Source organism: Pseudomonas sp. M2 (genome assembly GCF_015751845.1).
GTDB lineage: Bacteria > Pseudomonadota > Gammaproteobacteria > Pseudomonadales > Pseudomonadaceae > Aquipseudomonas > Aquipseudomonas putida_E.
Genome location: NZ_JADOUD010000001.1, coordinates 2,195,394 through 2,211,659, shown reverse-complemented (window position 1 = coordinate 2,211,659; position 16,266 = coordinate 2,195,394). Strand labels below are relative to the sequence as shown.

Genomic DNA, 16,266 nt, shown 5'->3' with positions numbered 1-16,266 from the left:
GGATGGTTCAGACAATCTGCCTGCGGCAAGAAACATTGTCCCGATTGATGTGACAGTCCGGGTCGACCTCGTGGCGAGGCTTCCTGCGAAAGGACCAATAGCCGTAAGACATTTCTGAGCCTGAAACCAAATGCTTCAGCATCGACCTTTTGGGAATTATCCTGCGAGCGCTGCTGAAGTATCGCTGTTGTCGGGGAAATGCCTCAGGGATAACGTTTTCGGGTCACTTCGGTGACCGGGTGTGAGAACCCGACTGATACAAGGCATCGTCGTTATGGCGGCCGTACGTGGGCGGGCTTTCGCCTGGCCGAGTCTTTGCCAATTTCTCCTCGGTTTTCTCACCCCACGTATGGCTGCCACCCTTAATCTGTGAGAAAGATTCAGGTGGCTGTTTCCTTAAGCCGAACAAAGGTTACAAGCCATGAAGAAGATCGTACCGGATCCACCTAGCCGTAAACCCGTCGCTACTCCATTCTTCACCGTCCAGTCCGACAGCCTGATGGCCAAAGCGCTGATGAACGATATCGAGATCGCCAAGAACAGGCAGCGTTAACCTTCAGTGCACCATCGCCGGCCCGCCAGCGATGGTGCAAGGGGCTCAGCCCAGGCCGAGCAGATCCACACCCAACTGGAAGGCCACCCACAACGCCAGCCCGGTCGCGAATGCCAGCGCGATGTTTTCGAACAGGTTGTTGCGGTATTCCTTGCTGAGCAGCGACTTTTGGTTGGACATGATCAGCAGGCCCAGCGAAATGACGGGCAAGCCGATGATGTTCAATGCACTGACGCCAATGGTCAGGGTCACGAAGTCGGGCATGCCCGGGATCGACCAGATCAGCGGCGTGACCAGAATGAACAGCATGAACCACTTGTGCATCGGGTCTTTGTGGAACTCTTTGCCGTAACGCTCGCGCCGCTGCGGCTGTACATGCTGGAAGGCATCGGTAATCAGCATCGGGAAGGCCGTGGTCTTGCCGGAGATGCTGGCAAACAGCGTAGCGAACACGCCGATGAAGAAGATGTACCAGCCGATCGGGCCGAAGAAGATTTCCAGCGCCTTGCCAAGGTCGCCGAGGGTTTTCACTTCGATGCCGTTTGGCCGCAGGATTTCTGCGCCGACGATCCAGATGGCCAGGTTGATGACGATACCGACGAACACCGCGAACAGCAGGTCGTTGCGTTGGATGCGTTTGTGTTGCGGGCCTACCCAGCCCTTCTGGCGCATCACGTACGGGTGCACGAAGTTGGCCACCGAGCCTGCCACCGCGCCGATCACCGAGACCGCCACTAGCAGCGCCCCGTGCACGCCTTCGTCAGCCGGGATGCTGAAGCCGATCGTACCTTTGACGATACCGGCCACATCCGGGCCAGACATCACGGCCAGTGCCAGAAACGCCAGCGTCATCACGGCGAGCAGGACCTTCATCACGCCTTCGATCATTGCGTAGATGTTGCGCCCGACCAGCATCCACACAGCCAGCACCACAGCCATCGAGCACAGCAGCGGATAGTCGATGCGCAACAGCATCGCCAAGGCTTCGCCGGCGCCCTTGATCATGTAGGCGTTCATCAGGTGGCCCATCAGCAGTGCATAGGCCAGCATGAACCAGGCAAATACGGGGTGCAGTTGCGCATACCCCTGAAGGATGGTCATGCCTTGGTTATTGCACAGCTGGAAGCGGGCGATGATGTTGACGATCAGGTATCTGAGCAGCAGCGAAACGGCCAGTACCCACATCATGGCGTAACCGTAGTTGGCGCCGGCCACGGATGAGGTTATCAGATCACCTGCGCCAAGCCAGGACAGCACCGCGATGATACCTGGGCCCAGCAGTTTGATCAGCCGTGTTACACGGCCTTGAGAGGGTGTGGCAGCACTGCCCTCGGCCGAATGAATGCTCGACATGGGGATGTCTCCGATTATTGTTCTTGTTAAACGAGCGCAGTCGAACACAATAGATAGGATGTCGTACAACTACATTTTGTTTTCAAATGTTTCTAAGTATTACAGATTTTAGGTGATGCCTTGTTACTACTGGTGTCGCGAGCAGATGCCTCGAAAGTGCCAGTATCCTGCAAATTAAAAAGGCCGTTTGCACGGCCTTCTGCGAACTCGCATGGGCATTTAGTTCTGGTTGCCTTGAGCGTTGTCTGGTTGGTAGTAGCGAATGCTCCGGACCTGGCCAGTGCTGTCCCGGTAGGTCATGGTCGCGGTGCTTGCCTGGCCTTGGATTTTGGCCGAGGGGGCGAGGCTGATCACTTCGGCGATGTCCAGGTTCATGCCGTAGTGGTAGGGCGTCGCTTCGGTGGGCTGGGCAAAGGCGCCGGCGCTGGTGCCCAGTGCAAGGGTAGCGAGGGTGAGTGCGAAAACGGTGCGAAGGGTCATGGTCGTTCTCCAGATTCAGTAAGGGGTGGCGACGATTGCTTGCTGTCTGGAACCAATGTTGCGCGCAATTAGTTGGCGCGCAAAATATATTGCTGCTATGGGCAGCATTGAGTGCGCATATGAGGGGCAGGCCGCAGGGCTAATGACTACCGGGCCGGTACTGCAGGGCTTCGGCCAGATGCGCCCTGGCAATCGTGCTGGCCCCCTCCAGGTCGGCCAGCGTGCGCGCTACCTTCAACAGCCTGTGTGCGGCGCGCAGGGAAAGCGTCAGGCGCTCGCAGGCACTCTCCAGCCAGGCCTGGTCGGCAGCGCACAATTCACAGTGCCGGCGCAGCCCCTCGAGGTCCAGAAACGCATTGGCACAGCCTTGCCGCCGGTGCTGCACCTCGCGCGCCTCGGCCACCCGGGCCGCCACATCGGCACTTGTCTCGCCGCAAGGTTGATTGTTGAGCGTGGTGGTTTCGCGCGCCACGGTCAGGTGCAGGTCGATGCGGTCCAGTAGCGGGCCGGAAAGCTTGTTGCGGTAGCGCTGGATCTGTTCGGTGCTGCAGCGGCAGCGGCCCGTGGGGTCGCCCAGGTAACCGCAAGGGCAGGGGTTCATGGCCGCCACCAATTGGAAGCGCGCCGGAAAGCGTACTTTGTCCCGTGCCCGGGCAATCACGATCTCGCCAGACTCCAGCGGCTCGCGAAGCACCTCAAGTACACGGCGCTCGAACTCCGGAAGCTCATCCAGAAACAGTACCCCATGGTGCGCCAGGGTGATTTCACCGGGTTGTGGCCGGCTGCTTCCGCCTACCAGCGCGGGCCCGGACGCTGAGTGGTGCGGATGGCGAAACGGCCGTTGCGGCCAGCTATCAAGCGGTTTGTGCCCGCTTACCGACTGGATGGCTGCCACTTCCAGCGCTTCATGCTCATCCAGCGGCGGCAGCAGGCCGGGCAGGCGGCTGGCCAGTAGTGTCTTGCCCGTGCCGGGCGGCCCCGTGAACAGCAGGTTATGCGCACCTGAAGCCGCCAGCAGCAAGGCACGCTTGGCGGCCACCTGGCCCTGCACCTCGCTGAGGTCGGGGTAAGGGCGGCTGTGCAGCAACAGACCGTTGGCGGCAAAGGGGGGCAGCGGCACCTGGCCGTTGAGGTGCGCGACCAGTTCCAGCAGGTGCCCCACGGCGTACACCACCAGCCCACCCGCCAGGCTCGCCTCTTCGGCGTTTTCCCGCGGCACCACCAGTGCCCGGCCAGCCTCCCGCGCCGCCAGTGCAGCAGGCAGCACGCCCTGCACCGGTCGCAGCTTGCCCGAAAGCGCCAGCTCGCCCAGGCATTCGATGTCGGTCAATGTGGCCACCGGCACCTGGCCGTCAGCGGCAAGGATGCCCAGGGCGATGGCCAGGTCGTAGCGCCCGCCGTCCTTGGGCAGGTCTGCCGGTGCCAGGTTTTGGGTGATGCGCCTTTGCGGGTAGTTCAGCCCGGAGTTGACGATGGCGCTACGCACCCGGTCCTTGCTTTCCTTGACGGTGGTTTCGGGCAGGCCGACCAGGGTGAGGTGGGGCAGGCCGTTGGCCAGGTGGGTTTCGACGCTGACAGCAGGTGCCTGCACGCCAACCTGGGCGCGGCTGTGGACGAGGGCAAGGGACATGGACGCTCCGTTGTCGCGAATAGGGGGCCGCTTCCTGCGGCTGGCTCAAGCATAGTGAGTGGCCTGATGGCCCTGCAGAAAAAAGTGCTTCCATGTCTTTCTGCAGGGCTGCATCACGGTTGTGGTCGTTGCTCCAGTGTCAGCTCGACCCGGCGATTTTCCGCCCGCCCTTGTACCGTGGTGTTGTCGCCCAGCGGTTGGGTATCGGCCAGGCCAACGGCACTGAGCCGGTCACCGGCGATGCCTTGCTGCTGCAGGTAGCGGACCACGCTGCCGGCCCGGGCGCCGGAAAGCTCCCAGTTGGACGGGTAGCGCGCGCTGCGGATGGTGCGCGTGTCGGTATGGCCTGCGACGACGATCCGGTGCGGCACCGTGCTCAGCACCCGCGCCAGGCGTTGCAGGACCTGCATGCCCTTGGGGTCTAGGTCGGTCTGGCCGGAAGGGAACAGGATGCTGCTGTCGATGCGGAAACTGACGCTGCGCTCGTTGCGGATCACTTGCACATCGCTGCCCAGCTGGTCCACGGGCAACGCTGCCAGCGGGTCGGGTTCCGGTTCCGGGGCGGGGCTGGCAGGGGCTGTTTCTTCGGCAGCGACCGGCTCGTCGGCCACGGGTTCGTGTGGCGCGACTTCGCCGACGCTGGAGGGGACCAGTAACAGCGCACCCGGCGCATCGACGTGCGTCAGGCTGGCGATGTCGAACGGCAGGGCCAGCTTCGCAGGCGCTTTTGGCGAAGGGATGCGGTTGATCATCGCCTGAGCCAGCATGGCTAGGACCATGACCAGCAGCAGGGTCATCAGGTCCAGATAAGTCAGCATCCAGCCTTCGCTTTCAGCTTCGTGCGTGGGGTCATCCAGCCAGTGCGGGGCGGTTGCCGCACGCTTGAGATTGCACTGGCGCTGCCGGGCCTTGTTCAGCTCGGTTTCGAGGGCGCGCTGGTGCGCCAGCCAGTGGCGGTTGTCGGCCAGGCTGCTGGGCGAGGCATCGGGCATCATGGGCGTCGGCGCCAGGCGAGTGACAGCGGCTTGCGGGCGGGGCGGGGGCCTTCGTCCTGCAGTTCGTCATGATAATGGGCGACGAAAGCCTTGAGCGTTTCGCGCATCAACCCCGGGCTGCGTTTTCTGGCCATCATCGAAATGCCTTGCAGGATCATGTTCATGATTACCACGCGCCGCTCCGTACGGCGCTCCAGCTTGACCGCCACCGGCTTGAACAACAGGTTGGCCAGCAGCACGCCGTACAGGGTGGTGGTCAGGCTCAACGCCATCTGGCGTCCGACACTGCCCAGGTCGCCGTCGCCCAGCACAAACACCATGTTCACCAGGCCGACCAGCGTGCCCAGCATGCCAAAGGCTGGCGCGTAGCTGGCCATGGCGCGGAAGATCTGGGCTTGGGCGCGCTCCTTGGCGCGCAGCCGGGTAATGCGCCATTGCATGAGTTCAAGAATGTCCTCTTCGCCTACCTGGTCGACCAGCAGTTGCACACCGTGGCAAATGAACGGGTTGCGTACTTGCGCGAGGGCGTTTTCCACGGCGCGGCTGTCACCATCGATCCAGCGGCGGGCGAGGTTGACCAGGTCGTCGATATCGAGCTCGGTGCGCTCACGCTCGGTTCGCACAACGGCTGCGAACAGGCCCGGCACGCGCCGCACCTCTGCCATGGGGTAGCTGATGCAGGTGGCGGCGAAGGTGCCCAGCACCACGATGCCCAGGCCAGGCAGGTCGATGAGCAGCGACGGTTGCTGTGCGCTGAACAGCAGCAGGACGGTCAGCAGGAGCAGGCTGGCGAGCAGGCCGACCAGGGTCGATGGGTTCATGGGCACTCCCGTTGACGGCACCCGGCCGTAGACAATGATGTGCAGCGTTATAGCGCCGCCGGGGTGTGGGCAAAGGGGCTAATACAGGCACTTTTGCTGTTCAGCTTGAGCGACCGGGCAGCCGGTGGCGCGCCGTGGGTGGGGGAAATTTTTTTCAGTGTGGCGCTAAAGGTCGGTTTTCCGTGCGCCGATGTTCGCGCTGACAGCAAGACAACGGCGCTGAGCGCGTGGAGCGCCGCCCCGTGTTTGCCACAAGTGCCCACCCACGAAAGGAACTGCAAGATGTCTGTGATCAATACCAACATCACCTCGCTTATCGCCCAGCAAAACCTCAGTGCTTCGGAAAGCAGCCTGAGCACCTCGATCGAGCGCCTGTCCTCGGGCCTGAAAATCAACAGCGCCTCCGACGATGCCGCTGGCCAGGCCATCGCCAACCGCATGACCTCGCAGATCACCGGCCTTGAGCAGGCAAGCAGCAACGCCAGCGACGGCATCTCCCTGGCGCAGACCACTGAAGGTGCACTGGACCAGGTGAACGACAACCTGCAGCGCATCCGTGAGCTGGCGGTGCAGGCATCCAACGGCACCAACTCGCAGTCCGACCTGCAGTCGATCCAGGACGAAATCACCCAGCGTCTGGACGAGATCGACCGTATCTCCGAACAAACGTCGTTCAACGGCGTCGACGTGCTGGCCAAAGACCAGACCATCAGCATCCAGGTAGGTGCCAACGACGGCGAAACCATCGAGATTTCGCTCAGCGAAATCAATGCCGAGACCCTGGGCCTGGGCGACTTCAACGTCAACGGTTACGACACCACCCTGACCGCCACCACCCTGACCGACGACTCGGGTACCGCGATCACCTCCACCAACACCAGCTATGTGGACAGCTCCGGTACCACCGTCAGCGGTGGCACATTGTCGGAAGACGCCGATGGCAACTACTTCCTGACCGTTGGCGGCAAGACCTACGCGGCTGAAGTAGACACCACCACCAGCGGCTCCACCACCACCGCGACCATCACCATCGATACCGACAACGCGGTCACCAAGAAGTCCACCAACACCCTGACGTCGCTGGACAACGCGCTGAACACCATCGACTCCATGCGTTCGGACCTGGGTGCGATCCAGAACCGCTTCGATTCGGCGATCACCAACATTTCCACCACGGTGACCAACCTGACGTCTGCCCGCTCCGGCATTCAGGACGTGGACTACGCCACTGAGGTATCGGCCATGACCAGCGCGCAGATCCTGCAACAGGCAGGTACCTCGGTGCTGTCCCAGGCCAACTCGATGCCGCAACAGATGCTGTCGCTGCTGCAGTAATAAAGCCAGGAGCGCGGCGCACGCCGCGCTCTTCGCAGGCTTACCGGCGATTGGGGCGCAAAGCGCCCCCGACCCTCCAGATACAGCGCCTTATCCGGGCTTTGACCTGGCCAGCACAGGGATAGCATTCAAGCTAGAGTCCCTCTGCCACAAGGCCGTTCTTCATGCCAAAGCCCCAGCGCGCCCGCACGCCAAACCCCCGTCATACCCAGGCCCCCGTCGATCTCGCCCAAGCGCGACGCCACTGCCAGCGGCGCCCGGATGACGCAAGTGCGTGGCAAACGCTCGGCAACCTGCAATTGGCCATGGAGCCTGAGCAGGCCCTGGCCAGTTTCGAGCAGGCCCTGCAGTTGCTGCCGCACGACCCGCACACACTTGAACTGGTGGCCAAGGCCGCGCAGAAGCTGGGTGACAGCGAGCGCGCCGAAACTTTGGCCGCACAAGCACTGGATCACGCGCCACACTTCCCCCCGGCCCATCACCGGCTGGCCACGCTGCATTTCGAGAAAGGCCGTTTCACCCAGGCGCTGCAGCACATCGAGCAAGCGCTGGCGGGGCAGCCTGACGACTGCCGCATGCTGGCCCGAAAGGGGTTGATCCTCGGCCGGCTCGACCGCCACGGTGAAGCCATCACAGTGTTCGAGGCACTGGTCGGGCGGGAGCCGAAGGACTACAGCCATTGGAACAACCTGGCCAACCTGTGCAAGGACATCGGCAAGCTGGCGCTGGCGGACGAGCATTACACCCGCGCCATCGAGTTGGCCGGGCGCCGGGACGTGCTGCCTTACTCCAACCGCCTGACCACGTTGCACTACGACCCGCGCAGAAGTCGCGAGTACATTTTCGAGGTGTGCAAGCAGTGGCAGTCCCGTTTCGGGCCTGACGTGGTGCCGCCCCGCCCACAAATGATCGACCTTGTACCGGACCGGCTGCTGCGGGTCGGGCTGGTTTCCGATGGCCTGCGCCAGCATCCGGTAGGCAACATGATCGTCGGAGTGCTGGAGCGTTTGCCCAGCCATCAGTTCCACCTGTTCGCCTACAGCAGCAGCCAGGTCAGCGACCACCTCACCCGTCGCATCCGCACACGCATGCATGCCTGGCGATCGATCAAGCACATGGATGATCAGCGCCTGGCGCAGCAAATCCGCGACGATGGCATCGACATTCTTATCGACCTCAGTGGCCACAATGCTGGCAACCGCATGGGCAGCATGGCGTTGCAGCCCGCCCCGCTGTTGGTGAAGTGGGTTGGCGGGCTGATCAACACCACCGGGCTGGATGCCATCGACTACCTCCTCAGCGACGCCATCGAGTCGCCGCCAGGGGAGGATGCGTTCTACACCGAAAAGCTGATCCGCCTGCCCGACGACTACATCTGCTACGACCCACCGCCCTACGCGCCAGATGTCCTACCGCTGCCAGCCCTGGCCAATGGTTTCATCACCTTCGGCTGTTTCAACAACCCGACCAAGATCAACGATGAGCTGCTGGCGCACTGGGCCGCGCTGTTGCACGAGGTGCCCGATTCGCGCCTGTTGCTCAAGGGCAGCGCTTTTTCCAACCCCGAGCTGCGCCAGTATGTGCTCGAGGTGCTGGGCGCGCAGGGCATTGTGCCGGAGCGTTTGCAGGTGGAGGGGCCGGTGGGCCACAAGGCCCTGCTGGAAAGCTACAACCGGGTCGACATTGCGCTGGACCCATGGCCTTACTCCGGCGGCCTGACCACCTGCGAAGCGCTGTTGATGGGCGTGCCGGTGGTCACCCTGCCTGGCCCTACCTTCGCGGGGCGCCATAGCGCCACACACTTGGTCAATGCCGGCCTGCCCGAGCTGGTGGTGAGCAGTTGGGAGCAGTACAGGGCGCGTGCCGCCGGCCTGGCCGGTGACCTGAGCAGCCTTGTAACCATTCGCAGCTTGCTGCGCGGGGTGTTGATGAACTCGCCGGTTTGCGACAACCAGCGTTTCGCCAGCCACTTGAGCAGTGCGTTACGGGCCATCTGGCAGCGTCATTGCGCCGGCCAGGCACCCGCCGCGTTGACGTTCGACAAACAGGGCCAAGCCTTCTTCGAAGGCGAACACGACGCCGTTGCGCTCTGCCACCCTGCGGCGCCAACGGCAGACGGCGGCTTCAGCTTCCGATTTCAGGGGCGTATCGTCACCCTGGACCATGGCGCCACGTTGCTGGCATCGCCACGATTCGTTGGGTTGCAGCGGATGGGCGTGCTGTCGACCATCGCCTTCGACCCGGCCGGCCGCATCGGTAACGCCGAACAGCTGGCCCAGTTGGGGGAGTTGCACTACTACCCCAATACCGCGCTGGGCGACGGGCGTGCGGTGACTTTGCGCGCCTGCCTGGACCCTGCGCTGAGCGCCACGCTGGAGCCATTGCCTGTACCCGGACCGCTGCTGCCCTCGCAGGTTCTGGCCCGTCTGCCGCTGCCGTCGCTGCGGCTGGATGCCATCGAGGGCTTGGGCTCGGTGGATTGGCTGTTGCTCGACAACCTCAACGACAGCGTAGCGCTGCTCGAACATGGCGCGCGAACACTGGCCAACACGTTGCTGGTGCAGGCCCGTATCAACTTCTCTGCGAGCCATGAAGGCCAGCCGGACATCGCCGCTGTCTCGCAGCGCCTGGCATTGCTCGGCTTCAGCCTCTGTCGGCTGCACAACCAGCAGTACCGCAGGTTTGCCGCGCAGGATGAGGGCTGTGCCGGCCTGGCCGCGTCACAACTGGTCTGTGCCGATGCATTGTTCTTGCCCAATGCCGAGCGCATGGCGGCGCTCTGCGAGAACCAGCGCCGCAAGCTGGCGTTCCTGCTGCACACGGTCTACGACGCAAAGGACGTGGCAGTGCACCTGTTGCGCGGGCTGGGCGACGAAGTCGCGCAGCAGTACCTGCGCCATTGCCAGCCCGGCCCGGGCAAGCCCCATGCCCCGCGTGACGCACCGCCGGCGGCGGTGCCAAGCGTGGCGCCAGCACCCTTCCAGGCGCCGCAGTTGACCTTCCCGGCCCAGGTTGCGCGCTACGTCGAGAAGCTTTACAGCAAGGCGAATGTGATTCTCGAGTATGGCAGTGGCGGGTCAACCGTCCTTGCCGGCCGAATGCCCGGCAAGACCGTGGTATCGGTCGAGAATGACCTGCACTGGGCGCAACAGATGCAGCGCTGGATCGAAGCTGCCGCACTGCCCTCGGTGCCGCGCATCTATCCGGTCGACGTGGGCGCCACAGGCGCCTGGGCCCGGCCGAAAAACGCCGAAGGCTGGAAGCGGTTCCACAGTTATCCGTTGCGGGTATGGGATGAGCCGTTCTTCCAGGCACCAGATGTGATCCTGATCGACGGGCGCTTTCGCGTGGCGTGCTTCGTCACCGCCTGCCTGCGGGTACGCAAGCCGACCATCGTGCTGTTCGATGACTACCTGGACCGCCCGCACTATCACGTCGTCGAGCGCTTACAGGCGCCAACCGAGTACATCGGCCGTATGGCGCGCTTCGATCTGCAGCCGATGGCAGATATCCCGCGCAATGAGCTGACCTGGCTGGTGGCAAGCTTCAACGAGGTGGCATACGCCAGCTGAATCGGCGGGCCTGGAAGGTCAGCCTCGGCCAACGGCCCGATAGGTCAGGCCGGCGCTGGCGGCGGCCTGGGGGTCGTAGAGGTTGCGCCCGTCGATGACCACGGCGGTGCGCAACTGCTGGCGTAACCAGTGAAAATCGACGCTGCGAAACGCCTTCCACTCGGTACAGATCACCAGCGCGTCGGCGCCTTCGATTGCCTGCTTTCGGTCGCCGGCCAGCAGCAGGTCCTCACGCTTGCCGTAAAGGCGTTGGCATTCGGCCATGGCCTCCGGGTCGTAGGCCTGCACCCGCGCACCGGCGGCCCACAATGCCTCCATCAGCTCGCGGCTGGGGGCTGCCCGCATGTCGTCGGTATCGGGTTTGAAGGCCAGGCCCCACACGGCGATGGTCTTGCCTGCGAGCTCGCCGTTCAGGGCCTGCGCCAGTTTCCTGAACAGTGAAGCCTTCTGCCGCTGGTTGATCGCCTCGACCGCGTTCAGCAACTGGGGTTCGTAGCCGACCTCGCGGGCACTGCGGCTCAACGCCTGGATATCCTTCGGAAAGCACGAACCGCCGTAGCCGCAGCCCGGGTAGATGAAGTCGTAACCGATGCGCGGGTCGCTGCCGATACCGTGACGAACCTCTTCGATATCGACCCGCAGGTGCTCTGCCAGGTTGGCCATCTCGTTCATGAAGCTGATCTTGGTCGCCAGCATGGCGTTGGCGGCGTATTTGGTCAGCTCCGCAGCCCGCAGGCTCATGAACATCAGCTTGTCGTGGTGGCGGTTGTAGGGGGCGTAGCACTCACGCATCAGGCGCTTGACCTGCTCGGAGCCCGTCCCCACGACGATGCGGGCGCCACGGGTAAAGTCTTCGATGGCGGCCCCTTCCTTGAGAAACTCCGGGTTGGAGCACACATCGAAGGGTATCGCCAGGCCGCGAGCGGCCAGTTCGGCCTTGATGGTGGCTTGGACCTTCTCGCCTGTACCAACGGGCACGGTGGACTTGCCCACCACCACCTTGTAGCCCTCCATGTGGCGACCAATGTCCCTGGCAACAGCCAGGACATACTGAAGGTCGGCCGCACCGTCTTCATCGGGCGGCGTGCCCACGGCGATGAACAGCACCTGGGCGAAGGCGATGGCCTGGGCGGCATCGGTGCTGAAGTGCAGGCGCTGGGCGCGCAGGTTGGCTTCGATCAGCAGGCCCAGGCCGGGCTCATGGATGGGCACCTCGCCGGCATTGAGACGCGCGATGCGTTGCGGGTCGATGTCCATGCACGTTACGTCGTGGCCCACATCGGCCAGGCAAGCGCTTGCCACCAGCCCCACATACCCTGAACCAAACACACTGATCTTCATGGCGTTCCTACCGTGTGGGGCGGGCTCAGCCCACCAGCGTTGCTTGCAGCCGTGTGATGGCCAGGCTGTGCAGCTGGCAGACCCGCGACTCGCTGATACCCAGCACCAGGCCTATCTCGCGCATGTTCAGCTTCTGCTGGTAATACAGGACCATCAGCAGCCGTTCCCGCTCGGGCAGGTTGTCGATGGCGCGGATCAGGCCGGTGCGATTGCTCTCTTCGAGCAATGCATTGAGGGGGTTGGAGCCCTGTGGCTCGTGGCTTGCCAGGTAGTCATCGCTGACCTGGTCGATGGGCAGCATGTGGCTGCCGTTGATGTCTGCCAGCAGCTGCTGGTACTCGGCCAAGGCCATGCCCATGGCCGATGCAATCTCGCGTTCAGTGGGGGCGCGGCCGAGGCTGTGCTCCAGCCGGTAGACGGTTTCTTCCATCAGGCGGGCCTGGCGCCTGACCCTGCGCGGTGCCCAGTCACGCGTGCGCAACTCGTCGATCATCGCCCCGCGAATGCGGTGGGCGGCAAAGGTGCCGAAAGGAATGCCCAGTTCCTGGTCGTAGCGGGTCAAGGCATCGAGCAAGCCGATACTGCCTGCCTGAATAAGGTCCTCCAGATCGAAGCCGGGTGGCAGCTTGGTCTTGAGGTTCAGTGCATGCCGTTTGACCAAGGGCAAGTACTGCTGAAGCAGCTCATGCTGGTGCATCTTGCCTTGTGCCGTATACATCGTGCGTGCCTGTGCAGAACAAGTGTGGCGGTCAGGCATCCGCGCCGTTCGCAGACTGCGCGCTGCCCAAGGGGTAGGTTCGGGATTATCGGTGCTGCGTCCGGGCAGCTAAGCCCGGAACAACCCCATGCATGCAGGGCTATTCGCCCCTTAGCGGTGGGTTATGTGGTAGGTGCGCCGATGATGCTGGTGATCCGCAGTGTGCGGTCATCGGGCACTTCGCTCAGGGCGATGACCGTCAGCTGGCGCAGGCGCCGGCGCAGGAAGCGCGACAACACCAGGCGCAAGCGGTTGGGCACCACCAGCACGGCAGGGTCATTGGCCAGCTCCTGGCGTTTGAGCGCCAGGGAGGTTTCTTTCATCAGGGTGTCTGCCAGGCTCGGCTCCAGTGAGCCGCCGTTGCCGACCGCCTGCATCACCACCTGCTCCAGGTTGAAGTCCAGGCCCATGACGCGCAGCTCGGGCTTGTTTGCGTAGTACTGGTTGACGATGGAGCGGCCGAGGGCGACGCGCACCAGCGCGGTCAGCTCCTGGATATCCGCTGGCTGCTGTGCACCTGCGTGCTCGGCGAGTGTGTCGAGGATGGTGCGCAGGTCACGGATGGGGACGTTCTCTTCCAAGAGGTTTTGCAATATCCGCTGCAGTTGGGTCAGGGTCAGCAGCTTGGGTACCACTTCCTCGACCAGCCCTTTGCCGTCGCCGCCCAGCTTGTCCAGCATCTTCTGCACCTCGCTGCGGCCAAGCATATCCTTGGCGTGCTGATGCAGCAGGTGGTTGAGGTGGGTGGCTGCCACGGTGCTGGCATCGACCACGGTATAGCCGTAGATCTGCCCGTGTTCGCGCAGGTTCTGGTCGATCCAGATCGCCGGCAGGCCAAAGGCCGGGTCCACCCCCTCTTTGCCCTCAAGCTGGCCGGTAACCTTGCCGGGGTTGATCGCCAGCCATTTACCCGGGTAGATCTCGCCACGCCCGACTTCCACACCCTTGAGGCTGATGATGTAGGTGTTGGGCGAAAGCTCGAGGCTGTCGCGCACATGGACCACCGGTGGCAGAAAACCCACATCCTGAGCGAACTTCTTGCGCAGGCTCTTGATACGGGTGCTCAACTCACCCTGCTGGCGCACATCAACCAGCGTAATCAGGCGGTGGCCCACACGCAGGCTCAGGGTATCGACCAGCTTCACGTCATCCCAGCTCGCCTCGCTGTTCTGTGCCGCGGGCTTTGGCAAGGCGGCCTGCGCTGGCGTCTGCTCAGCCTGCTGCTCCTCCCGCGAGAGCCACCAGCCCAGGCCGCCCAGCAGTGCGGTCAGCAGCAGGAATACCAGGTTGGGCATGCCGGGCACCAGGCCCAGCAAGCCCATCACCCCGGCCGTCATCATCAGCATTTTCGGCCGGCTGAACAGCTGGCCGATCATCTGCCGGCTGACGTCTTCTTCGGTGTTCACCCGCGAGACCATTACACCGGCGGCGATGGAGATCACCAGGCCAGGAATCTGCGCTACCAGGCCGTCACCGATGGTGAGCATGGTGTAGGTGTGCGCCGCGTCGGCGAAGCTCATGTCGTGTTGCAGCAGGCCGATGGCCAGGCCACCGACGACGCACACGCCCATGATCACCAGGCCTGCCACGGCGTCGCCACGCACGAACTTGCTGGCACCGTCCATGGAGCCGAAGAAGTCCGCTTCCTGGGCTACTTCCCGGCGGCGCTTGCGGGCCTCCGGCTCGCCGATGAGCCCGGCGTTGAGGTCGGCGTCGATCGCCATCTGCTTGCCGGGCATCGAGTCCAGGGTGAAGCGCGCGCCGACTTCGGCAATACGTCCGGCACCCTTGGTGATCACCATGAAGTTGATGGTGACCAGAATCATGAACAGTGCCAGGCCCACGGCAAAGTTGCCGCCCACCAGAAACTCGCCGAAGGCCTCGATGACCTTGCCAGCGGCATCGGTGCCGGTATGCCCGTGCATCAGGATGATCCGGGTCGAGGCTACGTTCAGCGACAGGCGCAGCAAGGTGGTGAACAGCAGCACCGAGGGGAACGATGAGAAATCCAGTGGTTTCTCGGTGAGCATGCTGACGATGAGCACCATGATGGCCAGTGCGATGTTGAAGGTGAACAGCAGGTCGAGAATGAAGCTGGGCAGCGGCAGGATCATCATCGACAAGATGAGCACGATCAGTATCGGGCCGGTCATGATCTTCAGTTCGGCGCCGACGGGCCAGTTGTCGCGACGGAACAGGGCGGTCAGGCCTTTCATGGGGTCTGTAGGTCCTCGGGTGAGTGGGGGCGTCGTCCTGGCTTGTCCATGCCCTCGGGAACGTCGAGGTTGACCGGAACGGGTGGCGTGAGTCCGCCCTGTTCACTGACGCGTTTGAGGCGGATGGCCCAGGCCACCACCTCAGCGACAACGGTGTACAGTTCGGCAGGGATCTGCTTGTCCAGATCCACGTGGAAGTAAAGGGCGCGTGCCAGCGGCGGTGCCTCGAGGATGGGCAGGTCGTGATCCTGGGCGAGTTCGCGAATGCGCAATGCCACGGCATCTGCGCCTTTGGCGATTACCCGCGGGGCGGCGTCCTTATCCTTGCGGTAGCTCAGGGCCACCGCGAAATGGCTGGGGTTGGTGACGATTACATCGGCCTTGGGCACCTTGCTCATCATGCGCCTGCGCGCGCGGGCCTGTTGCAGGCGGCGTATCCGTGCCTTTACGTGGGGGTCGCCGTCGGCATTGCGGTGCTCCTGGCGCACCTCTTCCTTGGACATGCGCAGGTTCTTCGCGTACGTCCACAACTGATAAGGCGTGTCGATACCCACCACCAGGATCAGTGCGGCCACGCAGGTTGCACAGGCTTTGGCAGTCAATGCCATGAGCGTCACCAGCGCCTGCTGCGGTGGCAGTTTTGGCAGGCCCAGCAACTGGCCGATATGGGCATCGAGAAACAGGTACAGCACGGTCCCGATCAGTGCCGCCTTGGCAATGGCCTTGGCCAGCTCTACCAGCACCTGCACGGAAAACAGCCGTGCCAGGCCGCTCACGGGGTTGAGGCGAGAAAAGCGGGGGCGCGCCGCTGCCAGGGTGATGACCAGCCCGCCGAGCAGGGTAGGTGCCGCCACGGCGGCGATCAGCATCAGGGCGAAGAAGGGCACCAAGGCGAGCAGGGCGGCGCCACCAAGCGCAGTAAAGGTGCTGAGCATGCGCGCGGGGTCGAACAGTTGCGCGCGATCGAACAGCAGTGCCTGTTCGACGATGCCGCCAAGACGGTCGTACAGGTGCCCGCCCATGCTCCACAGCCCACCTATGCCCGCCAGCAGCATGATGAACGTGCTCAGCTCGCGGGAGCGGGCGATCTGCCCTTCTTCCCGGGCTTTTTCGATGCGGCGTGGCGTTGCCGCTTCCGTCCGGTCTTCTCTGCTGGTTTCGGCCATGGTTCTCCAGGCAGCTGCACGCACCCGGGCGGGGAAGGGGGCGCTAT

The 16,266-nt window shown here is 63.4% G+C and carries 12 protein-coding genes; 3 read left to right on the top strand and 9 right to left on the bottom strand.

All coding sequences use genetic code 11. The features are described from left to right. Positions 1-421: 421 nt before the first annotated feature. Positions 422-553 (top strand): hypothetical protein, encoded by a 132-nt coding sequence (locus IWW33_RS26855; protein WP_256658419.1) that lies wholly within the window; start codon positions 422-424, stop codon positions 551-553. Between the two features lie 45 nt (positions 554-598). On the opposite strand, the gene IWW33_RS10300 is transcribed toward IWW33_RS26855, so the two are convergent. The 5 genes from IWW33_RS10300 to IWW33_RS10280 all read right to left on the bottom strand — a co-directional run bounded on the left by IWW33_RS10300 (position 599) and on the right by IWW33_RS10280 (position 5,832). Further along, the gene (locus IWW33_RS10300) at positions 599-1,906 is read right to left on the bottom strand and encodes an Nramp family divalent metal transporter (RefSeq protein WP_012312181.1); all 1,308 of its coding nucleotides are present in this window, start codon (positions 1,904-1,906) and stop codon (positions 599-601) included. A 219-nt stretch (positions 1,907-2,125) separates the two neighbouring features. Further along, positions 2,126-2,386: a DUF2790 domain-containing protein gene (locus IWW33_RS10295; protein WP_174141061.1), complete on the bottom strand. Its 261-nt coding sequence runs from the start codon at positions 2,384-2,386 to the stop codon at positions 2,126-2,128. Between the two features lie 139 nt (positions 2,387-2,525). Further along, positions 2,526-4,016, bottom strand: a complete 1,491-nt coding sequence (locus IWW33_RS10290; RefSeq protein ID WP_012312183.1) for a YifB family Mg chelatase-like AAA ATPase — start codon at positions 4,014-4,016, stop codon at positions 2,526-2,528. A gap of 113 nt (positions 4,017-4,129) precedes the next feature. Continuing rightward, the gene (locus IWW33_RS10285) at positions 4,130-5,011 is read right to left on the bottom strand and encodes an OmpA family protein (RefSeq protein WP_046786909.1); all 882 of its coding nucleotides are present in this window, start codon (positions 5,009-5,011) and stop codon (positions 4,130-4,132) included. Then, on the bottom strand, positions 5,008-5,832 hold the full coding sequence (locus IWW33_RS10280) for a MotA/TolQ/ExbB proton channel family protein (RefSeq protein WP_119688061.1): 825 nt from the start codon (positions 5,830-5,832) through the stop codon (positions 5,008-5,010). The genes IWW33_RS10285 and IWW33_RS10280 overlap by 4 nt, the downstream gene beginning before the upstream one ends. Before the next feature lie 282 nt (positions 5,833-6,114). Here IWW33_RS10280 and IWW33_RS10275 point away from each other — a divergent pair, with 282 nt between their 5' ends. Both IWW33_RS10275 and IWW33_RS10270 read left to right on the top strand, forming a co-directional pair. Then, complete coding sequence (locus IWW33_RS10275; RefSeq protein WP_046786911.1) at positions 6,115-7,167, top strand: flagellin; 1,053 nt, start codon at positions 6,115-6,117, stop codon at positions 7,165-7,167. Between the two features lie 164 nt (positions 7,168-7,331). Beyond that, positions 7,332-10,739, top strand: coding sequence for a tetratricopeptide repeat protein (locus IWW33_RS10270; protein ID WP_174141060.1), 3,408 nt, complete (start codon positions 7,332-7,334; stop codon positions 10,737-10,739). An 18-nt stretch (positions 10,740-10,757) separates the two neighbouring features. Here the strand turns inward: IWW33_RS10270 and IWW33_RS10265 are convergent, their stop codons facing one another. The 4 genes from IWW33_RS10265 to flhB form a co-directional block, all read right to left on the bottom strand. After that, a complete protein-coding gene (locus IWW33_RS10265; RefSeq protein WP_119688063.1) occupies positions 10,758-12,080 on the bottom strand; it encodes a UDP-glucose/GDP-mannose dehydrogenase family protein in 1,323 nt (440 codons plus the stop codon). A 25-nt stretch (positions 12,081-12,105) separates the two neighbouring features. Continuing rightward, complete coding sequence (locus IWW33_RS10260; protein ID WP_174141059.1) at positions 12,106-12,798, bottom strand: RNA polymerase sigma factor FliA; 693 nt, start codon at positions 12,796-12,798, stop codon at positions 12,106-12,108. 161 nt (positions 12,799-12,959) lie between these two features. Then, the gene (gene flhA, locus IWW33_RS10255; RefSeq protein WP_046786915.1) at positions 12,960-15,053 is read right to left on the bottom strand and encodes a flagellar biosynthesis protein FlhA; all 2,094 of its coding nucleotides are present in this window, start codon (positions 15,051-15,053) and stop codon (positions 12,960-12,962) included. Next, entirely contained in the window at positions 15,050-16,219 is a 1,170-nt protein-coding gene (gene flhB, locus IWW33_RS10250) for a flagellar biosynthesis protein FlhB (RefSeq protein ID WP_046786916.1), read from the bottom strand. The genes flhA and flhB overlap by 4 nt, the downstream gene beginning before the upstream one ends. Positions 16,220-16,266: the final 47 nt, after the last annotated feature.